This window comes from Vreelandella sulfidaeris, assembly GCF_042429665.1.
Lineage (GTDB): Bacteria > Pseudomonadota > Gammaproteobacteria > Pseudomonadales > Halomonadaceae > Vreelandella.
Map to the genome: position 1 here is coordinate 1,162,260 of NZ_JBHMAC010000010.1, position 20,105 is coordinate 1,182,364.

18 protein-coding genes and 1 other RNA gene are annotated in these 20,105 nt (G+C 55.3%); 15 read left to right on the forward strand and 4 right to left on the reverse strand.

Going from position 1 to position 20,105, the window contains the following annotated elements:
- Positions 1 to 4: 4 nt before the first annotated feature.
- The 4 genes from ACFFLD_RS10265 to ACFFLD_RS10280 form a co-directional block, all read right to left on the reverse strand.
- Positions 5 to 577 carry a BON domain-containing protein gene (locus ACFFLD_RS10265; protein ID WP_386039788.1) on the reverse strand — a complete coding sequence of 191 codons (573 nt, stop codon included), beginning with the start codon at positions 575 to 577 and terminating at the stop codon, positions 5 to 7.
- A 105-nt stretch (positions 578 to 682) separates the two neighbouring features.
- A complete protein-coding gene (locus ACFFLD_RS10270) occupies positions 683 to 1,273 on the reverse strand; it encodes a phosphoheptose isomerase (RefSeq protein ID WP_317507300.1) in 591 nt (196 codons plus the stop codon).
- Between the two features lie 21 nt (positions 1,274 to 1,294).
- Entirely contained in the window at positions 1,295 to 1,666 is a 372-nt protein-coding gene (locus ACFFLD_RS10275; RefSeq protein ID WP_386039790.1) for a YraN family protein, read from the reverse strand.
- On the reverse strand, positions 1,656 to 3,161 hold the full coding sequence (locus ACFFLD_RS10280; RefSeq protein ID WP_386039792.1) for a penicillin-binding protein activator: 1,506 nt from the start codon (positions 3,159 to 3,161) through the stop codon (positions 1,656 to 1,658). The genes ACFFLD_RS10275 and ACFFLD_RS10280 overlap by 11 nt, the downstream gene beginning before the upstream one ends.
- 114 nt (positions 3,162 to 3,275) lie before the next feature.
- On the opposite strand from ACFFLD_RS10280, the gene rsmI reads away from it, so the two are divergent.
- From rsmI to ftsA, 15 genes are all read left to right on the forward strand, one after another.
- Positions 3,276 to 4,133, forward strand: coding sequence for a 16S rRNA (cytidine(1402)-2'-O)-methyltransferase (rsmI, locus tag ACFFLD_RS10285; RefSeq protein WP_386039794.1), 858 nt, complete (start codon positions 3,276 to 3,278; stop codon positions 4,131 to 4,133).
- A 32-nt stretch (positions 4,134 to 4,165) separates the two neighbouring features.
- An RNA gene (gene rnpB, locus ACFFLD_RS10290) (RNase P RNA component class A) lies at positions 4,166 to 4,538 on the forward strand.
- Between the two features lie 67 nt (positions 4,539 to 4,605).
- Positions 4,606 to 5,562, forward strand: coding sequence for a 16S rRNA (cytosine(1402)-N(4))-methyltransferase RsmH (gene rsmH / locus ACFFLD_RS10295; protein ID WP_386039796.1), 957 nt, complete (start codon positions 4,606 to 4,608; stop codon positions 5,560 to 5,562).
- Between the two features lie 14 nt (positions 5,563 to 5,576).
- Positions 5,577 to 5,912, forward strand: a complete 336-nt coding sequence (ftsL, locus tag ACFFLD_RS10300) for a cell division protein FtsL (RefSeq protein WP_386039798.1) — start codon at positions 5,577 to 5,579, stop codon at positions 5,910 to 5,912.
- Complete coding sequence (locus ACFFLD_RS10305; RefSeq protein WP_386039801.1) at positions 5,909 to 7,615, forward strand: peptidoglycan D,D-transpeptidase FtsI family protein; 1,707 nt, start codon at positions 5,909 to 5,911, stop codon at positions 7,613 to 7,615. The genes ftsL and ACFFLD_RS10305 overlap by 4 nt, the downstream gene beginning before the upstream one ends.
- Before the next feature lie 17 nt (positions 7,616 to 7,632).
- The gene (locus ACFFLD_RS10310) at positions 7,633 to 9,126 is read left to right on the forward strand and encodes a UDP-N-acetylmuramoyl-L-alanyl-D-glutamate--2,6-diaminopimelate ligase (protein WP_386039803.1); all 1,494 of its coding nucleotides are present in this window, start codon (positions 7,633 to 7,635) and stop codon (positions 9,124 to 9,126) included.
- Positions 9,126 to 10,484, forward strand: a complete 1,359-nt coding sequence (locus ACFFLD_RS10315; RefSeq protein WP_386039806.1) for a UDP-N-acetylmuramoyl-tripeptide--D-alanyl-D-alanine ligase — start codon at positions 9,126 to 9,128, stop codon at positions 10,482 to 10,484. The genes ACFFLD_RS10310 and ACFFLD_RS10315 overlap by 1 nt, the downstream gene beginning before the upstream one ends.
- 9 nt (positions 10,485 to 10,493) lie before the next feature.
- On the forward strand, positions 10,494 to 11,576 hold the full coding sequence (mraY, locus tag ACFFLD_RS10320; RefSeq protein ID WP_386039808.1) for a phospho-N-acetylmuramoyl-pentapeptide-transferase: 1,083 nt from the start codon (positions 10,494 to 10,496) through the stop codon (positions 11,574 to 11,576).
- 58 nt (positions 11,577 to 11,634) lie between these two features.
- On the forward strand, positions 11,635 to 13,023 hold the full coding sequence (gene murD, locus ACFFLD_RS10325) for a UDP-N-acetylmuramoyl-L-alanine--D-glutamate ligase (protein ID WP_386039810.1): 1,389 nt from the start codon (positions 11,635 to 11,637) through the stop codon (positions 13,021 to 13,023).
- Positions 13,020 to 14,201 carry a putative lipid II flippase FtsW gene (ftsW, locus tag ACFFLD_RS10330; RefSeq protein WP_386039812.1) on the forward strand — a complete coding sequence of 394 codons (1,182 nt, stop codon included), beginning with the start codon at positions 13,020 to 13,022 and terminating at the stop codon, positions 14,199 to 14,201. The genes murD and ftsW overlap by 4 nt, the downstream gene beginning before the upstream one ends.
- 50 nt (positions 14,202 to 14,251) lie before the next feature.
- Positions 14,252 to 15,349 (forward strand): undecaprenyldiphospho-muramoylpentapeptide beta-N-acetylglucosaminyltransferase, encoded by a 1,098-nt coding sequence (gene murG, locus ACFFLD_RS10335; protein ID WP_386039814.1) that lies wholly within the window; start codon positions 14,252 to 14,254, stop codon positions 15,347 to 15,349.
- 17 nt (positions 15,350 to 15,366) lie between these two features.
- On the forward strand, positions 15,367 to 16,815 hold the full coding sequence (gene murC, locus ACFFLD_RS10340) for a UDP-N-acetylmuramate--L-alanine ligase (RefSeq protein ID WP_386040434.1): 1,449 nt from the start codon (positions 15,367 to 15,369) through the stop codon (positions 16,813 to 16,815).
- Positions 16,812 to 17,753, forward strand: a complete 942-nt coding sequence (locus tag ACFFLD_RS10345) for a D-alanine--D-alanine ligase (protein WP_386039816.1) — start codon at positions 16,812 to 16,814, stop codon at positions 17,751 to 17,753. Before murC ends, ACFFLD_RS10345 begins: the two co-directional genes overlap by 4 nt.
- A 24-nt stretch (positions 17,754 to 17,777) precedes the next feature.
- Positions 17,778 to 18,491 (forward strand): cell division protein FtsQ/DivIB, encoded by a 714-nt coding sequence (locus tag ACFFLD_RS10350; protein ID WP_386039818.1) that lies wholly within the window; start codon positions 17,778 to 17,780, stop codon positions 18,489 to 18,491.
- A 315-nt stretch (positions 18,492 to 18,806) separates the two neighbouring features.
- Positions 18,807 to 20,096 carry a cell division protein FtsA gene (gene ftsA, locus ACFFLD_RS10355; RefSeq protein WP_386039820.1) on the forward strand — a complete coding sequence of 430 codons (1,290 nt, stop codon included), beginning with the start codon at positions 18,807 to 18,809 and terminating at the stop codon, positions 20,094 to 20,096.
- Positions 20,097 to 20,105: the final 9 nt, after the last annotated feature.

Below are 20,105 nucleotides of genomic sequence, written 5' to 3' on the forward strand. Positions count from 1 at the left end.
AAGATTAATCTAGATAATCAAACACTTTTACAATGCGCTGGACACCGCCGACAGCGGAAGCGGCGTTGACGATACGATCAGCTTCTTCTCGGGTCACCCGGCCCATTAAATAGACGCTGGCATTTTCGGTAGTGACTTTTAGCTTCGTTGAGTCAATTCGGTCGTTGGTGGCCAGATGGCTTATGACATTCGTGGTTAGCCAAGTGTCGGTCAGGCGTTGGCTGGCGGGCAGATTGGCAGCAACGGTGAGTTCGTTATGAACTTGGTTGACGCCGCGTAAGCTCTGGGTCACTTCTTCCGCCATGGTGCGTAGCTCATCGCTAGGAACCTGGCCGACCAGCAGAACAGTGCCGTTGAAGCTATGTGCGCGAATGCGCGCGTCACCTAGGCGGGCGTCGGCGCGCGCAAGGGCTCTTTCAACTTCACGCTCAATAGTGGCGTCTATCGCTTCTACATCGTCGCTACGCTGAGCGTAGTTTGACTGGTTGGATGCTGAGTTATTGGCGCAACCGCTGATAACGAGAAGTGAGCATAGCGCAGCGATCATCAGACCGCGGGAAGTAAGTTGTTGGGTCATTGATATGACTCCTTGATGCTAGACAGTTAAAGCCGTTGGAGAAAGTCGGTAAAAACACGCACAAGGCATCACCTGAGGTGGCGATGTCAGCGTTGCCACTAAGGATTAAGCGCTGCCAAACAATTGTTCATCAATCAAATCACATAGGCAGTGTATCACCAGTAGGTGCACCTCCTGTATACGCGCTGTTGAAGTGGCGGGCACGCGGATTTCGCAGTCATCCTGTCCTAGCAAAGAGGCCATATCCCCGCCATCACGACCGGTAAGCGCAACAACGGTCATGTCGCGGTCATGGGCGGCCTGGATGGCTTGGACAATATTGCCCGAATTGCCGCTGGTAGAAATGGCGAGTAGCACATCGCCCGGTTGTCCCAGCGCGCGGATTTGCTTTGAGAACACCTCATTATAGCTGTAATCGTTAGCTATTGAGGTGAGTGTCGAGGTATCTGTGGTGAGCGCTAGTGCGGGTAGGCTTGGCCGTTCACGTTCAAAGCGATTCAGCAGTTCAGAGGAGAAGTGCTGACTATCCCCGGCGCTGCCTCCATTGCCGCAGGCAAGGATTTTTCCTTCGCTAACAAGGCACTGCACCATCATTTGGCTAGCGACTTCAATAAATGGCGGAAGTACTTCGCTAGCGTACGTCTTGGTGTCGATGCTGGCGTTGAAGTGGCCGAGTATACGAGCTTGAAAGTCCATCAGGGCTTCCTGGTTGTAGAGTCAAAAGGCATCAAAAGCAGCTTTTACCCAGTTAAATTCAAGTGTGGGGGGCTTGCCCGTGATGGCCAGGATATCAAAGCGACAGGACGATGAAAGCCCGTGACGGGCGATATAGTGTCTAGCCGCACGTACTAAGCGTTGCTGCTTTTGATAGGTAACGGTTTCCAGCGGATGTCCATAGCGCGTGGTGGTGCGGTGTTTGACTTCGATAAACACAAGAATATCGCTATCCCACATGACCAAGTCAAGCTCACCCCCTTTCACACAATAATTGTGCGCCACAAGGGTGAGGCCGTGGTCACTGAGCCATTGAGCGGCAAGCTGCTCAATGGCGGCGCCACGGGCACGGGCGGTATGGGCGTTATTCGTCACTGGTGGTCTGGTTGGGGATTAAAATAGGCGAGGGTACGCCATTTTGAAATTTTGCCCACGGGAGCTCGCGGTAAATGCGTCCATCACCCGTCAGGTAAAGGGTGCCAGTGCTGCCGTTAAGGCCATTGAGTTCGCCGAGATTGGAAAACCGAACGGCTAACTCATAAGCATCTACCCCCATCGCCATCAAGCGAAACAGGGAGGCGTCCGATTCATCGCGCAGTTGCTGATAGGTTGAGGCAAAGGGTAAGGCTTCTTCGCCGCCTACTGCAGCATCTGGAATTTGCCAGGGAATATCCATAAACATGACATCGTTCAGGTCCTGGTCAAGGCGTGCCTGCAGACGCCCTTCGTGTAGGTGCGATGTCGCGTAAATGGGCAGGTTGGGGGCGTAGTAGTAGTCCATGGTAGGCGGAACCTGACGCGCATATTCCGGAAGGGCAAGTAGGAAAAGGGCATCAATATTGCTCAGTCGTGCACGTTCGCCACTGACGTTGAGCGCGGTTTGGACCGCATTAGAGACGGAGCTTTCAGGATTATAGCGAACGGCATTGGTGATTTCTCCGCCCTGGCTTTGCCACTCATTCCAGAAGGCTTCTCCGACGCGGCGGCCCCAGTCGTTATCCGGTACCATCATCGACATTTGGCGATGGCCGTCCTGCCAGGCGCGACGAGCCGCTTGGCGGGCTTCGTCTTCCGCTGACAGACCGTACTGAAGCAGTCGCTGTGCCTGATTGTTCTGACCGCTGCCATAGTTCAGCGCCAGAGTGGGGAGCGGCACGCTATCGCGCTGCTCAAGCTGGGTAACTTGGTCCTTGTCCAAGGGACCAATAATCAACTGCGCGTTCATCTGCTGGGCACGATCGTAAAGCTCATCAAGCGAGTAGCTTGAGGCGTCAAGAAAACTTAGCTCGACATCATCTCCCTTGGCCTCGCTATGTTCACGCATACCTGAGGCGATGGCGTTGGCGACACTGCTGAGGGGACCCGATTCGGGCAAAGCGACGACGATGCGACGAATGGTCTGACCGTCCAGTTGGGGCAGAGAAATGCTCACTGCGCCGGGCTGATCAAGCGCTTCACGGGCCCAGCGTTGACGCTCGGCCAGTCTTTCTTGCTGATTAGCCTGCATTGGCAGCTCATCATCAAGTACCTGGACGGCACGTAGAACGGCACGTGGCTCGTTTAGCGCTCGACCAAGTTCGGAAAATAGCAGTGCCCAGCGAACCCGGTCTGATTCTGACAGGAGTGCTTCATCGATTTTTCCAGCGGTCTCAAACGCCATGTCTCGATCGCCCTGGCGAGCTAGAATATTAGCCGCTTCAAGACGCGTTTTAGCGGCTTGTTCAGGTGATTGTTGTTCTGCTTGACTTAGCAGCTGCCCAGGGTCTTCGCCAGGCACGCGATCTACCACACTGGGTGACTGCATCGCACAGCCAGTAACGAGAAATGCCATGAGGGCCGTGGCGAGTAAGCCACGTAATGACTGTTTCATGTATCCTTCCTTAGGTTTCCATTTGCGCTATTTCCGCTTGCCAGCAATTGATGAGGCCACTGCGCAAGCATAGCGCACCGGCAGAGCAAGCCATCAACGAATTGAGAGTCAACAATGACAGAGCATAATCCGGGGACATTGTACGTGGTTGCCACGCCAATTGGGAATTTGGACGATTTAACTGCGCGTGCCATTCGGGTGTTAGGGCAAGTGGCGCGTGTAGCGGCGGAGGATACACGCCACAGCGGTCGCTTGTTGGCGCACTTGGGGCTGAACAAGCCAATGCTTTCCTTGCATGAACACAATGAGGCGCAGCGTGTAGAAACCTTGGATAGCTACCTGGCGGCAGGCGAAGATATTGCCTTGATCAGCGATGCAGGCACACCATTGATCAGCGATCCTGGGTTTATATTGGTGCGCGAGCTTCGCGCACGAAAGCGTAACATTGTGCCGATCCCTGGCCCTTGTGCGCTAATTACGGCTCTTTCTGGTGCGGGGCTGCCTACCGACAGGTTCGTGTTTGCGGGATTTCTGCCGGCCAAGTCTGGCGCCAAGCGTCAGGCGCTTGAGAGTTGGAAGACGCGCGAGGAGACAGTGGTGTTTTATGAGTCTCCTCACCGTATCGTCGCTACCCTGGAGGCTTTACAGGAGCAGATGGCCGGTCGTGACGTGGTATTGGCTCGAGAGCTTACCAAGACATTTGAAACGTTCTTGCAGGGTACGCCTGAATCGTTACTTGAGCAGCTAAGCGCCGACCCTAATCAGGCTAGAGGGGAGTTCGTCGTGATTATCGCTGGCGCCCCCCAGGTAAAGCAGAGCGAACATCAGGATATATCCGCGGATGCTCTGTTGGAGGCGTTGCTTTCAGAAGGCGTTGGCGTCAAACAAGGTGCCGCCATTGCGGCCCGAATGCTGGGTGGACGTAAGCAAGCCTGGTACGCTCGTTTGCAAGCAATTAAAAGCGAGCATTGAGGCAAATCAAGGGCGCTGGTATGCTTGCCGCCGGAGTTGGCCAGACAGTCGCCGCTAACACCCCTTAAAAGGTGTTGGGGGAGGAAAGTCCGGGCTCCATAGGGCAGAGTGCCAGGTAACGCCTGGGCGGTGCGAGCCGACGGAAAGTGCAGCAGAGAGTAAACCGCCTAAGCCCCGTGAAATAAACCTCTCGGGGCCGGTAAGGGTGAAAGGGTGCGGTAAGAGCGCACCGCGCGCCTGGTAACAGTGCGTGGCATGGTAAACCCCACTCGGAGCAAGACCAAATAGGGACCCAATGGCGTGGCCCGCGCTGGGTCCGGGTAGGTTGCTTGAGCGCTGTGGTAACGCAGCGCCTAGAGGAATGGCTGTCCACGACAGAACCCGGCTTATCGGCCGACTCCCCCATTTCCATTTCAGGGCGTGCCTGCACGCCCTTCATTTCGTTGTCTCTATTATATTGTGCGAGAAAAAAATGCCTTCTCCTGACGCTGAACCGGTCGCTTCCTGCTTTCGTCACACCAGCGTTCTACTGGAAGGTGCTGTCGATGCCCTGGTCCACGATGAGCAAGGGGCCTATCTGGACGGTACTTTCGGGAGAGGTGGCCATTCTCGTGTGATCCTGGAACGCCTGGGTCAACAGGGCCGGTTGTTGGCAATGGATCGTGATCCTCAGGCGATAGCCGCCGCCGCTGCCATTCATGATGAGCGCTTTCAAATAACCCAGCGTGAATTTGCCCAACTGGGTGACTTTGCTCGTGAGCAGGGCCTGTTTGGCAAACTGTCCGGCGTGCTGCTGGATGTCGGTGTTTCCTCCCCTCAGTTGGATGATCCCGAGCGTGGTTTCAGTTTTATGCGCGATGGCCCGCTGGATATGCGCATGGACCCTACCCAGGGGCAGAGCGCTGCTGAGTTCTTGGCGCGTGCCAGCGAGGCGGATATTGCCCATGTCTTTAAAGCCTACGGTGAAGAGCGTTTTGCCAAGCGCTTGGCTCGCGCCGTGGTAACCCGTCGGGTCGATAAACCGTTTACCCATACGGTGGATTTGGCTGAGGTGCTTAAAGTAGCCCACCCAGCGTGGGAGAAAGGACGACATCCGGCGACGAAAGCTTTTCAGGGGCTGCGTATTTTTATCAATGGCGAACTTGAGCAGCTCGATAAGGCGCTTGCGGCGGCATTAGAGGCGCTGGCGCCGGGCGGCCACTTGGTGGTCATTAGTTTCCACTCGCTGGAAGATCGCCGTGTGAAGCGGTTTATTCGCCATTATGTACGCGGAGATAATGATCTTCCTCGCGGGGTTCCTATTCGCGATGATCAATTGAACCGCCGTCTTGAGGCGCTGGGCAAAGGCGTACGGCCCAGTGAGGAAGAAGTTGAGGCTAATCCACGGGCGCGGAGCGCCGTCATGCGAGCAGCGCGTAAACGGGCGTAATCACGGAAGTTATCATGAGCATGGATCGGATTGAGCAGTGGGCGACCACGCTAAAAGCCGAATGGCCTTTTAAGTTGCGCCTGCGCGCTTGGCCGGTGGCGATTACTCTGCTGTTTTTACTCTGCATGGCCACAGGGCTAGGCGTGGTAGTCACCACGCACATGACGCGGGTTCAATATGCTCAATTGCAACGTCTGGAGCAAGAGGAGAACCAGCTGCAAACGGAGTGGGGTCAGCTACTGCTTGAAGAAGGGGCATGGTCAACGCCTGCTCGTATTGAGCAAATCGCCACGGAGCGTTTGGGGATGCGTATTCCCGATGTTCATGATGTTGAGGTGATTCGACCATGAGCAGTGAACGGCGAGGGGGCACCTCGCGTCAGGCCCCGATAGCACCTCCTCTCGGCGCTGGACGGTACGTATTTATTTTGATCGCGATAGGGTTGGCATCGCTGATTCTGATTGGTCGAATTACGCTTTTACAGGTTATTGATCGGCCTTTTCTACAGAGTCAGGGGGATGCACGTACGCTACGCCATGAAACGATCCCTGCCCACCGTGGCATGATTACCGATCGTAATGGCGAGCCATTGGCCATCTCGACACCCGTCGTCACGCTATGGGCCAATCCTCAGGAGCTCCCCACGGATGCCATTCAACGCGTCATGTTAGCCCAGGCGCTGGGCATGACATTGGATGACTTCGAATCGCGTTTGGCGCGCTTTAGCGAGCACGAATTTATGTATCTGCGCCGCCAGATGACCCCGGCAGCCGCCCAGCGAGTGCTTGATTTGCGCACGCCAGGGGTTTATCCCCAGCGCGAATATAAACGCTACTATCCTGCCGGAGAGGTCGCCGCCCAACTGCTGGGGGTAACCAACGTAGATGACGTCGGTCAAGAGGGCTTAGAGCTTTCCTATCAACCCTATTTAGCGGGTCACCCTGGAAAACGACGGGTTATCAAAGATCGCCGCGGACGTCTGGTACGCGAGCTTGGCGTGATTGATGAAGCCCAGCCGGGCGGCGAGCTTACCTTGTCGATCGATCAGCGTATTCAATACATGGCGTATCGTGAATTACGCGCCGCGGTCGCCGAAAATAAAGCTGACGGCGGCGTGTTGGTGATGATGGATGCGCGCACGGGAGAGGTGTTAGCAATGGCTAACTTGCCCTCCTACAACCCTAATAATCGAGCGGGACTCGATCCACGGGGGCTGCGCAACCAAGCGCTGGTGGATGTGTTCGAACCAGGCTCGGTCATGAAGCCGCTGGCCATGGCGGCCGTGTTGGAAAGCGGCGTCGTCGATCGTAATGCTATCGTCGATACATCGCCTGGCTGGATGCGCTTAGATCAATTTACCATTCGCGATTTCCGAAATTATGGTGACCTGGATCTGGCCGGCATTTTGGAGCACTCCTCGAACGTGGGCATGTCCCGGCTGGCACTCCAGTTGAGCGATACGGCTATTTGGGAAAAGTATAATCAACTAGGGTTGGGGCAGGCACCTGGCACGGGCTTTCCCGGTGAGTCGACGGGCAGTTTGCCTGCGCCGGTTCGCTGGTCGCGCAGTGAGCGGGCGACGCTCTCTTATGGTTACGGCCTGTCCGTTACCGCCGTTCAGTTGGCCAGTGCTTATACGGCGTTAGCCAACGATGGTGTCCGTTTGCCGCCGTCACTGCTGCGTCTTTCTGAGCCGCCCCAAGGTATTCCCGCCATAGAGCCCACGGTTGCCAATGATCTGTTGAATATCCTTGAAACCTCGGTAGCCGCTTATACCGGCGGGCGGCGAGCCCGGGTAGAGGGCTATCGTGTCGGAGGTAAAACGGGCACGGTACGTAAAATAGGTCAGCAAGGCTACACTACCGATGCTTACCGCAGTGTTTTTGCCGGGATTGCGCCCATTTCTGATCCGCGTATCGTCACGGTGGTAATGATCGACCACCCTAAAGCGGGTGAGTTTTATGGAGGCGCTGTCGCCGCACCGGTTTTTTCCAGTGTGACGGGCAATGCTTTACGCTTGTTAGACGTTCCGCCAGATCACGAGGCGGAGTAGCTTTTTAAGGAGTTTGCATGACGCTGAGTTCTGGCGATGTGTTGGGTGCGCTGAAGCAAGTATGGCCCAAGTCACCATTGCCCGCCGGTCTACCGGATCTGCCGGACCAGGTGCGCATTGAGATGAATACCCGCCATCTTCAGCCAGGCGATATTTTCGTGGCCGTGCCAGGCAGTCAGCGTGACGGCCGTGACTTTATCGAGCAAGCGCTTGACGCTGGCGCTGCCCTTGTATTGGCACAGGGGACGGATGGCGATGTGCAGCTAGAAGGGCGCGTGCTGACATTGCCTCACCTATCGATGCGACTGGGGGAGCTGGGCCGGACACTGTTTAAAGTGCCACGTGACCTGGAAGTCATTGCGGTCACTGGCACGAATGGTAAAAGTTCAGTAACTCATTACATCGCAGCGCTAAGCGAGGTGCTGGGAACACCCGCGGGGCTCGTCGGTACCCTGGGCATGGGGCGACCCGGCGAGTTAAGAGATAGCGGCCTCACCACCCCGGGCCCCTTGGCGTTGCAGGCAACCCTGGGTGAGTTGGCGCATCAGGGCGTTCGACGTGTAGCGCTGGAAGCCTCTTCTCATGCATTGGACCAGTATCGCTTGGAAGCGGTTAACGTTAGCGTGGGCGTGTTTACCAATCTGACTCGTGATCATTTGGATTATCATGGCAGCATGACCGCCTACGCTGCCTCAAAGGCGAAGCTGTTTCGGCGCTCTGAACTTACGCTCGCGGTTGTCAATGGCGATGATCCCTTGGCGCGATTAATGCTGGCAGGCTGTAGCGACAGTGTGCGTGTGTTAGCGACGGGTCAAGACGAGGCGGTGACGCTGCGAGTGCTTGACTGGCAGGCGTTTGAGCAGGGCCAGCAGGCAATGATTGCCACCCCTGACGGCGAAAAAATGCTTCGTTTAAATTTAATGGGGCGGTTTAATTTAGATAACGTGCTGTTGGCAATGACCGTGCTGTATGGGTTGGGCGAATCGCTTGACGCGGTTTTTGCAGCCGCCGCCTCACTGCATCCAGTGCCCGGTCGTATGGAGCTATACAGTGATACCAGCGCCCCCAGCGTCGTGGTGGATTATGCCCACACGCCGGATGCCCTGCAAAGCGCATTACAGGCACTGCGTGCCCACCTGGTCGATGCGGGTAAGCTATGGTGCGTATTTGGCTGCGGTGGCGAGCGTGATACTGGCAAGCGAGCTGAAATGGCCCGGGCGGCCGAGCAGTGGGCGGATCACAGCGTGGTCACCGACGATAATCCTCGGCATGAGCCTGCCGAGCAAATTCGTCAGCAGATTTTGGCTGGTTTTTCAGCCGTCGCGCAGCCGGTTGAAATCGGCGACCGGCGGGAGGCCTTGGCATCGGTAATTCAGCAGGCAAGTGATCAGGATGTCGTGCTGATTGCTGGCAAAGGGCATGAGGCGTATCAGGATATTCAGGGGGTGCGCCACCCTTATACGGATAGTGAAGAGATTCAGCGCGCCTTTGCCTTGCGGAGAGCTCGATAATGCACTGGTCGCTCGGTCAGATCGCCTCCGAACTTGGCCTTGAAGCGCCCTCAGGGCAGGCTCGGCTAGCCATTAGCTCAGTGGTGACCGATAGTCGCAACATCGAGCCGGGATGCCTGTTTGTGGCGCTAAGAGGGCCCAATTTTGACGGTCATGAATTTGTAGCACGCGCTCATGAGCTAGGTGCCGTCGCCGCGCTGGTTGATGAGCCCGTGGATAGCGAGGTGCCTCAGCTACTGTGCTCAGATACACGTTTAACGTTAGGGCTTATCGCCGCTGCGCACCGGCGTAGATGGCAGGGGCCGGTAGTGGCTGTCACCGGCAATAGCGGTAAGACCACGGTTAAGGAAATGTGTGCTGCACTATTGGCTCCATTGGGCGACGTGTTAGCCACGCAAGGCAATCTGAACAACGATTTTGGGGCCCCGCTGACCTTATTAAGGTTGCGAGAACACCACCGGGCGGCGGTCATTGAACTGGGCGCTAATCATTTAGGTGAAATTGCCTGGACCGCTCCGCTGGCAAAGCCGGAGGTGGCGATCATTACCAATGTGACCGGTGCCCATGTCGGCGAGTTTGGCGGTATGGGGCACATTGCCCAGGCCAAAAGTGAATTGCTCCTTGGCTTGAGCGAGCACGGCACGGCGATACTGAATCGCGATGATCATTACTACGCGTTTTGGGCCGCGCGTGCTGGCTCAAGGCGGATCGTCAGCTTCGGCTTTCATCCCTTGGCTGACGTTAGTGCGTCAGCGCTTTCCTGTGATCCGCAAGGGCGGTATGCTTTCACGCTATTGCAGCATGGGCGCGCACTTGGCCAGGTACGTTTGCCGCTACTCGGCAAGCACAATGTCAGTAATGCACTGGCCGCCGCCGCCGCTGCGTTAACGATGGGCGTGTCGGCCGAGCAAGTCATTGCGCGCTTGGCATCGCTAAAAGCGCTGGCGGGAAGATTGACGGTAGTACCTGGTTTGCGTGGTGCCCAATTGCTGGATGATACCTACAATGCTAATCCAGGTGCTATGAAAGCAGCGCTGGATACATTGGCCACGTTTCCTGCTCCGCGCTGGTGTGCATTAGGCGCGATGGGAGAATTGGGGAGCGAGTCGGCTGCTCTTCACGCCGCTATTGGTCGCTATGCCGCTGAACTCGGCATTGATGAGCTACTGACATTTGGTGACGCCGCACGCGCTGCCAGTAATGCCTTTGGTCGTGGGCTGCATTTTGACGATCACGAGACGCTAACGCGTCATCTCACTAATAATTTGCCGCCCAGCACCACATTATTGGTCAAAGGGTCGCGCAGTGCAGGCATGGAAAATATTGTGAACGCACTGCGCTCGGATGGAATAAGGTAAACGCCGTTCATGTTACTTCACTTGGCGAATTTTTTGTCGCAGTACCAATCTGATTTTCAGGTCATCAACTATTTGACGTTGCGTGTCATTTTGGGCGCTCTTACGTCGTTAATGCTTTGTTTGTGGCTGGGGCCATGGATGATAAGGCGTCTGGTAGAAGGCCAGATTGGCCAGTCAGTTCGTGATGATGGTCCTCAGTCGCATCTTTCCAAGGCGGGGACCCCCACCATGGGCGGGGCGATGATTCTGTTGGCCATTGCCATTAGCACCTTGTTATGGGGTGACTTGACCAATCTCTATATTTGGGTGGTATTAGGCGTCACCCTAGGATTTGGTGCCATTGGCTGGGTCGATGATTACCGCAAGGTCGTCGAGAAAAACCCACGGGGATTACCCGCACGCTGGAAGTACTTTTGGCAATCAGTGGTGGGCCTTGGCGCGGCGTTGTTGCTCTATTTGACGGCCTCGACTCCGGTCGAAACCAGTTTATTAGTGCCGTTATTTAAAGAAGTAGCGCTACCGTTAGGCGTGTTCTATATCGTTCTCACCTATTTCGTCATCGTGGGAAGCTCCAACGCGGTTAATTTAACCGATGGCCTTGATGGGCTAGCGATTATGCCCACCGTCCTCGTTGCCATGGGCTTGGCGGTGTTTGCGTATGCCAGTGGAAACACCGTTTTTGCCGGCTATCTGCATATTCCCTTTATTGCAGGTACCGGTGAGTTGGCGGTATTTTGCGCCACGATCGCCGGTGCCGGGCTGGGGTTTTTATGGTTTAACACCTATCCCGCTCAGGTGTTTATGGGCGATGTCGGTGCGTTGGCATTGGGCGCCGCTTTGGGCGTCGTGGCCGTGATCGTAAGGCAGGAGATCGTGCTGTTTATCATGGGCGGGATTTTTGTCATGGAAACGGTATCGGTGATTCTTCAGGTGGGCTCCTACAAGCTCACCGGTAGGCGTATCTTTCGGATGGCCCCTTTGCACCATCACTACGAGTTAAAAGGCTGGCCTGAACCGCGTGTGATTGTCCGCTTTTGGATTATTACCGTGGTGCTGGTGCTGCTTGGGCTTGCGACGCTAAAAGTTCGGTAATGTACATGGCCAATAGTGGCGCCATGGTTCATTGGCAGCGTGCAAAAGGGAGTTCGAAATGGTGCGAATAGCGAAAGGCATGACGCTGGTCGTGGGCCTGGGGTTATCCGGCCGCGCTATCTGTCGCCATTTAAGCCGTTTAAATGTACCGTTTATGGTAGCGGATACCCGCGCAGAGCCGCCGGGGATCAGTGATTTTCGCTCAGCTCATCCTGGTGTTGAGGTTCACTGTGGCTCCCTTGCCTCGCTGGATCTTCAGGATGTTGAAGAGGTGGTGATTAGCCCAGGGCTTGATCCGCGGATGCCAGGCCTGAAGGAAATAGCCGATCAAATTAATCCACGCACGGGCGAACCTAGGGTCGTGGGTGAGATGGCCTTGTTCGTGCGAGCCGTGGCTGCACCCATTGCTGCTATTACTGGCTCAAATGCCAAGTCGACGGTGACTACCTTGCTGGGTGACATGGCAGCAGCCGCTGGGGTAAAAGCGGCCGTGGGAGGTAATCTGGGTACGCCCGCTCTGGATCTGTTAGCCCACCAGCCCGATGCAGAGCTATACATTCTCGAACTTTCAAGCTTCCAGCTTGAAATGACACCCCACCTGAATGCCCGTTGTGCTGCCTTTCTGAACTTATCTGAAGATCACCTGGATCGCCATGGCGATATGCACGGCTATCGCGCCGCCAAACAGCGTATTTTTATGGGTGCCGAGCACGCCGTGGTGAATGCCGATGAGCCTGTCACGTGGCCTGAATATGCCGTTGACCAGGTGACTTACTTTACTCAGGCAGCTCCAAAGGGGAGCGAGTGGGGGCTGGCGCATCACCAGCGCAAATTGACGTTAATGCAGGGCTCCACCCCTTGGTTGGCTATTGATGAGTTGAAAATGGCCGGTCAGCACAACTACCTCAATGCGTTGGCCGCACTGGCAATGGGGCAGGCGCTGGGCTTTGCGGCTGAGCCCATGTGCAGCGCGCTGCGCGACTTTAAAGGCTTGGTACACCGTAGTGAAGTGATTGCCGACATTAACGGCGTGACCTGGGTGAATGACAGCAAAGGCACCAATGTTGGGGCCACGCTGGCGGCGATTAACGGGATTGGCGCTACGCTGAAAGGACGCTTGATTTTACTCGCCGGCGGGGTGGGTAAAGGGGCTGACTTTACCCCTTTAGCCGCCCCCTTAAGCGCGTGCGCGCGCCGCGTAATACTGTTTGGTCTGGATGCTCTTTTGCTAGAAAAAGCCCTACACAATCACGTGTGTACTCAGCAGGTTGACGATTTAACCCAGGCCATGCAGGCAGCGTTTGAACTCGCCCAGCCGGGAGACTGCGTACTGCTCTCACCCGCTTGTGCCAGCCTGGATCAATTTGCCAATTATCAGCAGCGCGGAGAGATGTTTCGCCACTGGGTACAGCTTAAGGCGAAGCCAGCCGAAGGAGAAGCGCGATGAGTCGACGTCAGCGTTTACAAACAATGCTCAGTACGCGTGATCTTCCGTGTGATGTGTGGTTGATCATGGCGGCGGTGGCCTTGGCGGGTCTAGGTTGGGTGATGGTAAGTTCAGCCTCGATAGGGTTGCTGGAAGATACCTATCACTATTCTCGTCAGCACGGCCTTTTTCTGGTGATTTCCACCATGGCCTGCGTATTTATGCTGTGTGTGCCGCTGGAGGTCTGGCGGCAAAATGCAGCGCTGATCCTGCTGGCCACGATTGCTCTGTTGGTATTGGTGCTGATAGTGGGCCAGGAGATCAATGGTAGTAAGCGCTGGATAGCGTTACCGGGGCCACTACCTAGCCTGCAGGTGTCTGAAGTAGCCAAAGTTGGCCTGATTTTTTATATGGCGGCATTCATGTCGCGTTTTACCTATGACCTGCGTCGCCGGGCGTTCAGTATGTGGCGCCCGCTAGCCGTGCTGGCGGTTCCCGTTGGGCTGCTTTCCATGGCGCCGGACTTTGGGGGAATGGTGGTATTTACCGTATGCGTCATTGGTATGCTGATGATGTGTGGTGCCTCGCTCACTCTGTTGGTGGGCAGTGGTGCGGTATTGGGGTCTGGGGCCGTCATCATGGTGTTGATCGAGCCTTATCGACTGGCACGCTGGACAAGTTTTTTAGATCCATGGGCTGACCAGTTTGCTACTGGTTATCAGTTGACTCAGGCGTTGATTGCGTTTGGTCGAGGTCATGTGACGGGGACTGGCCTGGGTAATAGCGTGCAGAAGCTGCACTACTTGCCTGAGGCGCATACCGATTTTATTTTTGCGGTGATCGCCGAAGAGCTGGGGATGATCGGTGCCATTATCGTCATTTTATTGTTCACTCTGTTTATTGCCCGCGCGATGTGGGTAGGGCGTAAGGCTGAACTGGCAGGCCATCTTTTTGGTGCTTATGTCAGTTATGGAATCGGCTTCGTTATCGCCGCTCAGGCGTTTATTAATATGGCGGTGAGCTCGGGACTGCTTCCGACCAAAGGGCTAACGCTACCCCTGATGAGCTATGGCGGTTCTAGCCTATTGGTGACTGGCATTATGGTAGGTCTGCTGCTGCGGACTGATGCTGAAACCCGACACCGGCCACGGCGCGCGTCCACCCCTTATAAACCGCGCCATGAGCCGCGCTTATCGTAACCCCATGCTCGCCAATATTAGCGGCAACATGGGGCTATCAGGAGTTTGATGTGACGAGGAATGTTAAGCGGCGGGTACTTATTATGGCGGGGGGCACTGGCGGCCATGTGTTCCCCGCGCTGTCACTTGCTAAAGGGCTACAGGCACAGCAAGTTGACGTTGAATGGTTGGGTAGCCCTAGAGGCATCGAGAACCGTTTGGTGCCGGAAGCGGGTATTAAACTGCACACCATTGCAGTGAGTGGACTGCGTGGCAATGGTATGGCGGGCTGGCTAAAAGCACCGTTGAACCTTACTCGCGCGATTGGCCAGGCACGCACCGTCTTGGCAGCCTTTAATCCTCATGTGGTGGTCGGTTTAGGCGGTTTTGCCAGCGGCCCAGGCGGGGTAGCCGCTTGGCTGTCGCGTACGCCGTTGGTGATCCATGAACAGAATGCCGTGGCTGGGCTGACGAATCGGGTACTGTCGCGGTTGGCCACGCGCACGTATGCCGCGTTCCCGGAGGCGTTTGGAAAGCGTGCCGAGGTGGTGGGCAACCCTGTGCGTGACGATATTGCCGCGTTAGGCAGCACTCCGCGAGATGCCCAAACACTCGCTGCCAGGCCACTTCGTCTGCTGGTCGTTGGTGGTTCGCTGGGGGCTGTCGCACTTAATGAGCGCTTACCCGCTGCGCTGGCTGCTCTGCCTGTCGAACAGCGTCCACAGGTACGCCATCAGGCGGGTAAGGGGCGGGAAGACGCTACGTCAGCGCTTTATCAACACCATGAGGTGAGCGCTGAGGTGAGTCCATTTATCGACGATATGGCCGCCGCCTATCAGTGGGCTGACTTAGTGGTTTGTCGCGCAGGGGCGTTAACGGTGGCGGAGTTGGCTGCCGCTGCCAAGCCAGCGCTACTGGTGCCTTTTCCCTTTGCCGTCGACGACCATCAGCGTATTAATGCCCAGGTATTAGTGAACGCAGGTGCCGCCCAGTGCGTAGTACAATCAGAGCTGACCGTTGAGCGGTTGAGCCAGTTTTTAAATGAATTACTCGTCCCGGATACCTTGGCTGCTATGGCGTCCAACGCACGTCAGGCCGCGCATTTAGACGCGACTGAGCGGTTAGTGGAAGGGTGTTTGACGATGATGCCGTTAGGAGACTCTGCGTGACCGAAACAGACAAAACCATGACTCCCTCTCAGGGCTATACCGCTGGCACCGGCATGCGTCGTATTCGTCGTATTCATTTTGTAGGCATTGGTGGTGCCGGGATGTGCGGTATCGCGGAGGTGCTGGCTAATCAGGGCTATAGCGTTAGCGGTAGCGACCTGAAGGCGTCTTCGGTAGTCGAGCGTCTGCGGCAGTGTGGTGTCTGTGTGGTCATTGGCCATGCGGAAGCTAACGTGGAAAACGCTGATGTAGTGGTAGTGTCCAGTGCAATTGATAACACTAACCCTGAAATACGCTGGGCACATGAGCATCGTGTGCCGGTGGTGCGCCGAGCTGAAATGCTCGCTGAACTGATGCGGTTTCGTCACGGTATTGCTGTGGCGGGCACCCATGGTAAAACCACGACGACTAGCCTGACGGCAACCCTGCTGGCAGAAGGTGGCTTGGATCCGACCTTTGTCATCGGGGGCAAACTCACCAGCGCTGGCGCCAATGCTCGTTTGGGTGAGGGTGACTATTTAGTCGCCGAAGCCGATGAATCGGACGCTTCCTTTTTACACTTACAGCCGATGGTGTCGATTGTTACCAACATTGATGCTGATCACATGGCGACCTATGGCGGTGACTTTGAACGGCTAAAAAGTACCTTCATCGAATTTCTGCATAATTTGCCGTTTTATGGGTTAGCGGTGCTGTGTATTGACGATCCTCACGTTCGCTTGCTGTGTGAGCAGGTGAAACGGCAGTTTGTGACCTATGGGTTTGATAGCGATGCCGATTATCGCATCACTGATTTTGCACAGAGTGGCGGTGAAGTTTCGTTTACCGCGTTGCGGCCCGGTGATGCGGCACCATTGAACGTACGTTTGGCCATGCCGGGACGCCATAACGCATTAAACGCCATGGCGGCGATTGTGGTGGCCACCGATGCTGGTGTTAGCGATCAGGCTATTTTGAGTGGGCTCGCTGGGTTTGCCGGGGTAGGGCGTCGTTTCCAGGTACATGGGCACTTTCCGTCCCCGAAAGGCGGTGGGGAAATCATGCTGGTAGACGACTATGGTCATCATCCCAGGGAAGTGGATATGGTCATCCAGGCTATTCGCGCGGGGTGGCCTGAGCGTCGTCTGGTGATGCTTTATCAGCCCCACCGTTATAGCCGCACCCGGGATTTGTACGAAGACTTTGTAAGGGTGCTTTCGCAAGTTGATACGTTGATCCTACTCGACGTCTACAGTGCGGGTGAAACGGTTATTCCTGGTGCCGAAGGTAGAACGTTAGCGGGTTCAATTCGTCAGCGCGGAGAAGTAGATCCGTTATTTGTCGAGCATAAGCATGAGTTACCTACCTTGTTAGCCAATGTATTGCGTCCCGACGATATTTTAATAACCCAGGGCGCAGGCGATGTGGGCGGGATTTCCCTGCGCTTGGCACAGGCACAGCTAGCGATGAATGAGGTGGAACTGTGAGTGTTGACGTAGCAACAAACACAACCTCCGGAAAAGTGGTTGTGGTCTATGGCGGAACGTCCGCCGAGCGCGACGTATCGCTTAAAAGCGGTGCCGCGGTGCTAGCGGCGCTACAGCGAAAAGGCATTGATGTCTGTGGCTACGATCCACGCGAGCAAGGGTTGGTAGGCTTAGAGCAATTAGCTCCCTCGGTGGTCTTTGTTGCGCTACATGGCCGCGGTGGAGAAGACGGCACTCTGCAGGGCGCCCTGGAATTGCTCGGTATTCCTTATACCGGCAGTGGCGTGCTGGCGTCGGCACTGGGTATGGATAAGCAGCGCACCAAGCAGGTATGGAGTGCGGTGGGGCTGCCAACCCCTGACAGTATTATGCTGGATGCCAGTGCCGATTGGTCAGCGGTGGTGGCGAAGCTTGGCCTGCCGCTGATTGTAAAGCCCGTTCATGAGGGCTCTACGCTGGGTATCAGCATCGTTAAAAGTCAGGCTGCGCTTGAAGCTGCCTATTATGAAGCAGCTCAGTTTGATGCTCGGGTGATGGCAGAGCGTTTTGTGGTAGGTGACGAGTATACCGTCGCGTTGTTGGGTGATCAGGTGTTGCCTGCCATTCGCGTTGAGGTGCCAGGCGGTTTCTACGATTACGAAGCGAAATATATCGCGAACACCACCCAGTACCACTTGCCATGTGGCCTTGATGCGGAGCAGGAGGCAGAGCTTGCCGTGCTCTGTCAACGAGCATTTGAGGCTATCGGTGGGGCAGGTTGGGGGCGCGTCGATGTGATGCGCGATAGCGATGGGCAGTTTTGGCTATTGGAGGTCAATACGGTGCCTGGCATGACTGATCATAGCCTGGTGCCTCAAGCAGCGGCGCATGCGGGTATCTCCTTTGATGACCTGGTGTTAACAATACTGCGTGGCGCAAGCGGGCAGTTATCACTATGACGAGAGTGTTGGGCACGGTGCCTTATGAAAAGGCGTAATGCGTGGTTAGGTGTTTTACTGTTGGCGCTGCTCACAGGGGCGGGAGGTCGTGCGCTTTGGCTATGGCTGGATCGCCCTATTGAGCGGGTATCTATTCGCGGCGAATGGGACTATGTCAGCGCCGATTATTTGCGCACTCAACTGGCCCCCCTGGTGGTGGATGCCACTTGGCTTTCAGCGGATCTTGGTGAACTGCGTGATCGTGCGCTAAAGGTAGGTTGGTTAAACGAAGTTCGCATTTCAAGAGAGTGGCCTAATGCGCTGGTGTTTGAACTTATTGAACAGCAGCCCGTCGCACGCTGGAATGATGACTTCTTACTTAACCCTGACGGGGAGCCTTTTGCTTTTGCGCCATTATTACCACCGACTGGTCTGCCTGACCTGGCAGGCCCTGCCGGTAGTAGTGAAGAAGTATTGGGTTATTATTATCGCCTCAATACTCACTTCGAACAGTTATCGCTTGATCTGACTCAGCTTCGCTTAGAACCCCGAGGCGCTTGGCGGCTTCAATTAAATGAAGGCCCATGGGTGATGTTAGGTCGGCGACAGCATGATGTTCGACTGGCGCGTTTATCGGCTTCTTGGCAACGGGAGTTGAATGCGTTAGGTGAGCAGATTCGCTATATTGACCTGCGTTACCCTAATGGAGTGGCGGTTGCGTGGCATGGCGAAAGTGAGTTTAGCGAGCCTGAGGAGTAAGTCTTCTATTACTTTATGCAAATAAGGTGTAAAACTGAGGGGTCACTATCAACGAAAAGCCCGTTATCGGCTTTAAATTGCTATCAAAGCCTATTATTGTAGGTTTGACCTAGTCGTATTGTGACGCTTGTTTCTATACTATGTAGCTAGCACAGGTTAAGTAGTGTTTTAATTCAGACTATTTGTACTTAGCTACTTTCTGAAAAAAAGTAGCGTTGATAATGTTCGGTTGCACGTTTTCAATGTAGAACGTTGGATTAAGCGCCGATCTATTTATATTTATTTTAACAATGTCGCAAGGAGATTTCCCGACTCATGGCAGGCTCACCCAATGCATCCAATATGGTAGTCGGGCTGGACATTGGAACGTCCAAGGTCGTCGCGATAGTGGGTCAACCAACCGATGACGGCGGAATTGAAATTGCAGGTATTGGTTCGCACCCTTCGCGCGGCATGAAACGCGGGGTAGTGATCAATATTGAATCGACCGTGCAGTCTATTCAGCGGGCGGTTGAAGAAGCCGAGTTAATGGCTGGTTGTGATATCCACTCAGTTTATGTTGGCGTTGCTGGTAGCCACATCAGTTCGATGAATTCAGATGGCGTGGTGGCTATTAAAGAGCGCGAAGTGACCCCCTCTGATATAGAGCGCGTCATTGATTCAGCGCGGGCACGAGCCATTTCAGAAGGCCAGCGTGTGCTGCATGTGCTGCCTCAGGAGTTCTCGATTGACGCCCAGGGTGGCATCCGTGAACCGTTAGGGATGTCCGGGGTGCGTTTGGAAGCCCAGGTACACCTGGTTACCGCTGCGCTAAACGCGGTGCAGAATATTGAGAAGTGTGTGCGTCGATGCGGTTTAGAGGTAGATGCTATTATTCTCGAGCAGCTTGCTTCAAGCATGGCCGTATTGACAGAGGATGAGCGCGAACTCGGTGTCTGCATGGTGGATATTGGTGGTGGCACCACCGATATGGCCATTTTTAGTGAAGGTGCGATTCGCCATACCGCGGTTATTCCCATCGCTGGTGACCAAGTGACCAACGATATTGCGATGGCACTGAGAACGCCAACGCAGCACGCTGAAGAGATTAAGGTGAAGTACGCTTGCGCGTTAACCCATTTGGCGGCAAGTGATGAGATGATTAAAGTACCTAGTGTAGGTGATCGTCCGGCGCGCGATCTGTCACGCCAAGCGCTGGCTGAAGTGGTAGAGCCGCGTTACGAAGAGCTGTTTACGCTAGTAAGAGACGAGTTACGTCGTAGTGGCTATGAAGATATGGTAGCTGCCGGGATTGTACTGACCGGTGGTACCTCGCGAATGGAAGGTGTAAGTGAATTAGCGGAAGAGATTTTCCATATGCCCGTACGCATTGCGTGTCCGCAAAATGTAAGAGGATTGGCGGACGTTGTACGTAACCCTATTTATGCGACGGGAGTTGGTCTGCTGCATTATGCCTTGCAGGAAACGCGTCACGGGCAAGGCCTAAAAAGCCATGGGGGAAGCGTTGCTGCTCATAAGGGGCGTAACGAACTTGCCCGACGTGATATCAAGGAAGACCATTCGGCGCTGGCAAGAATGAAAGGCTGGTTCAAAGGAAATTTCTGACAGGGCCGC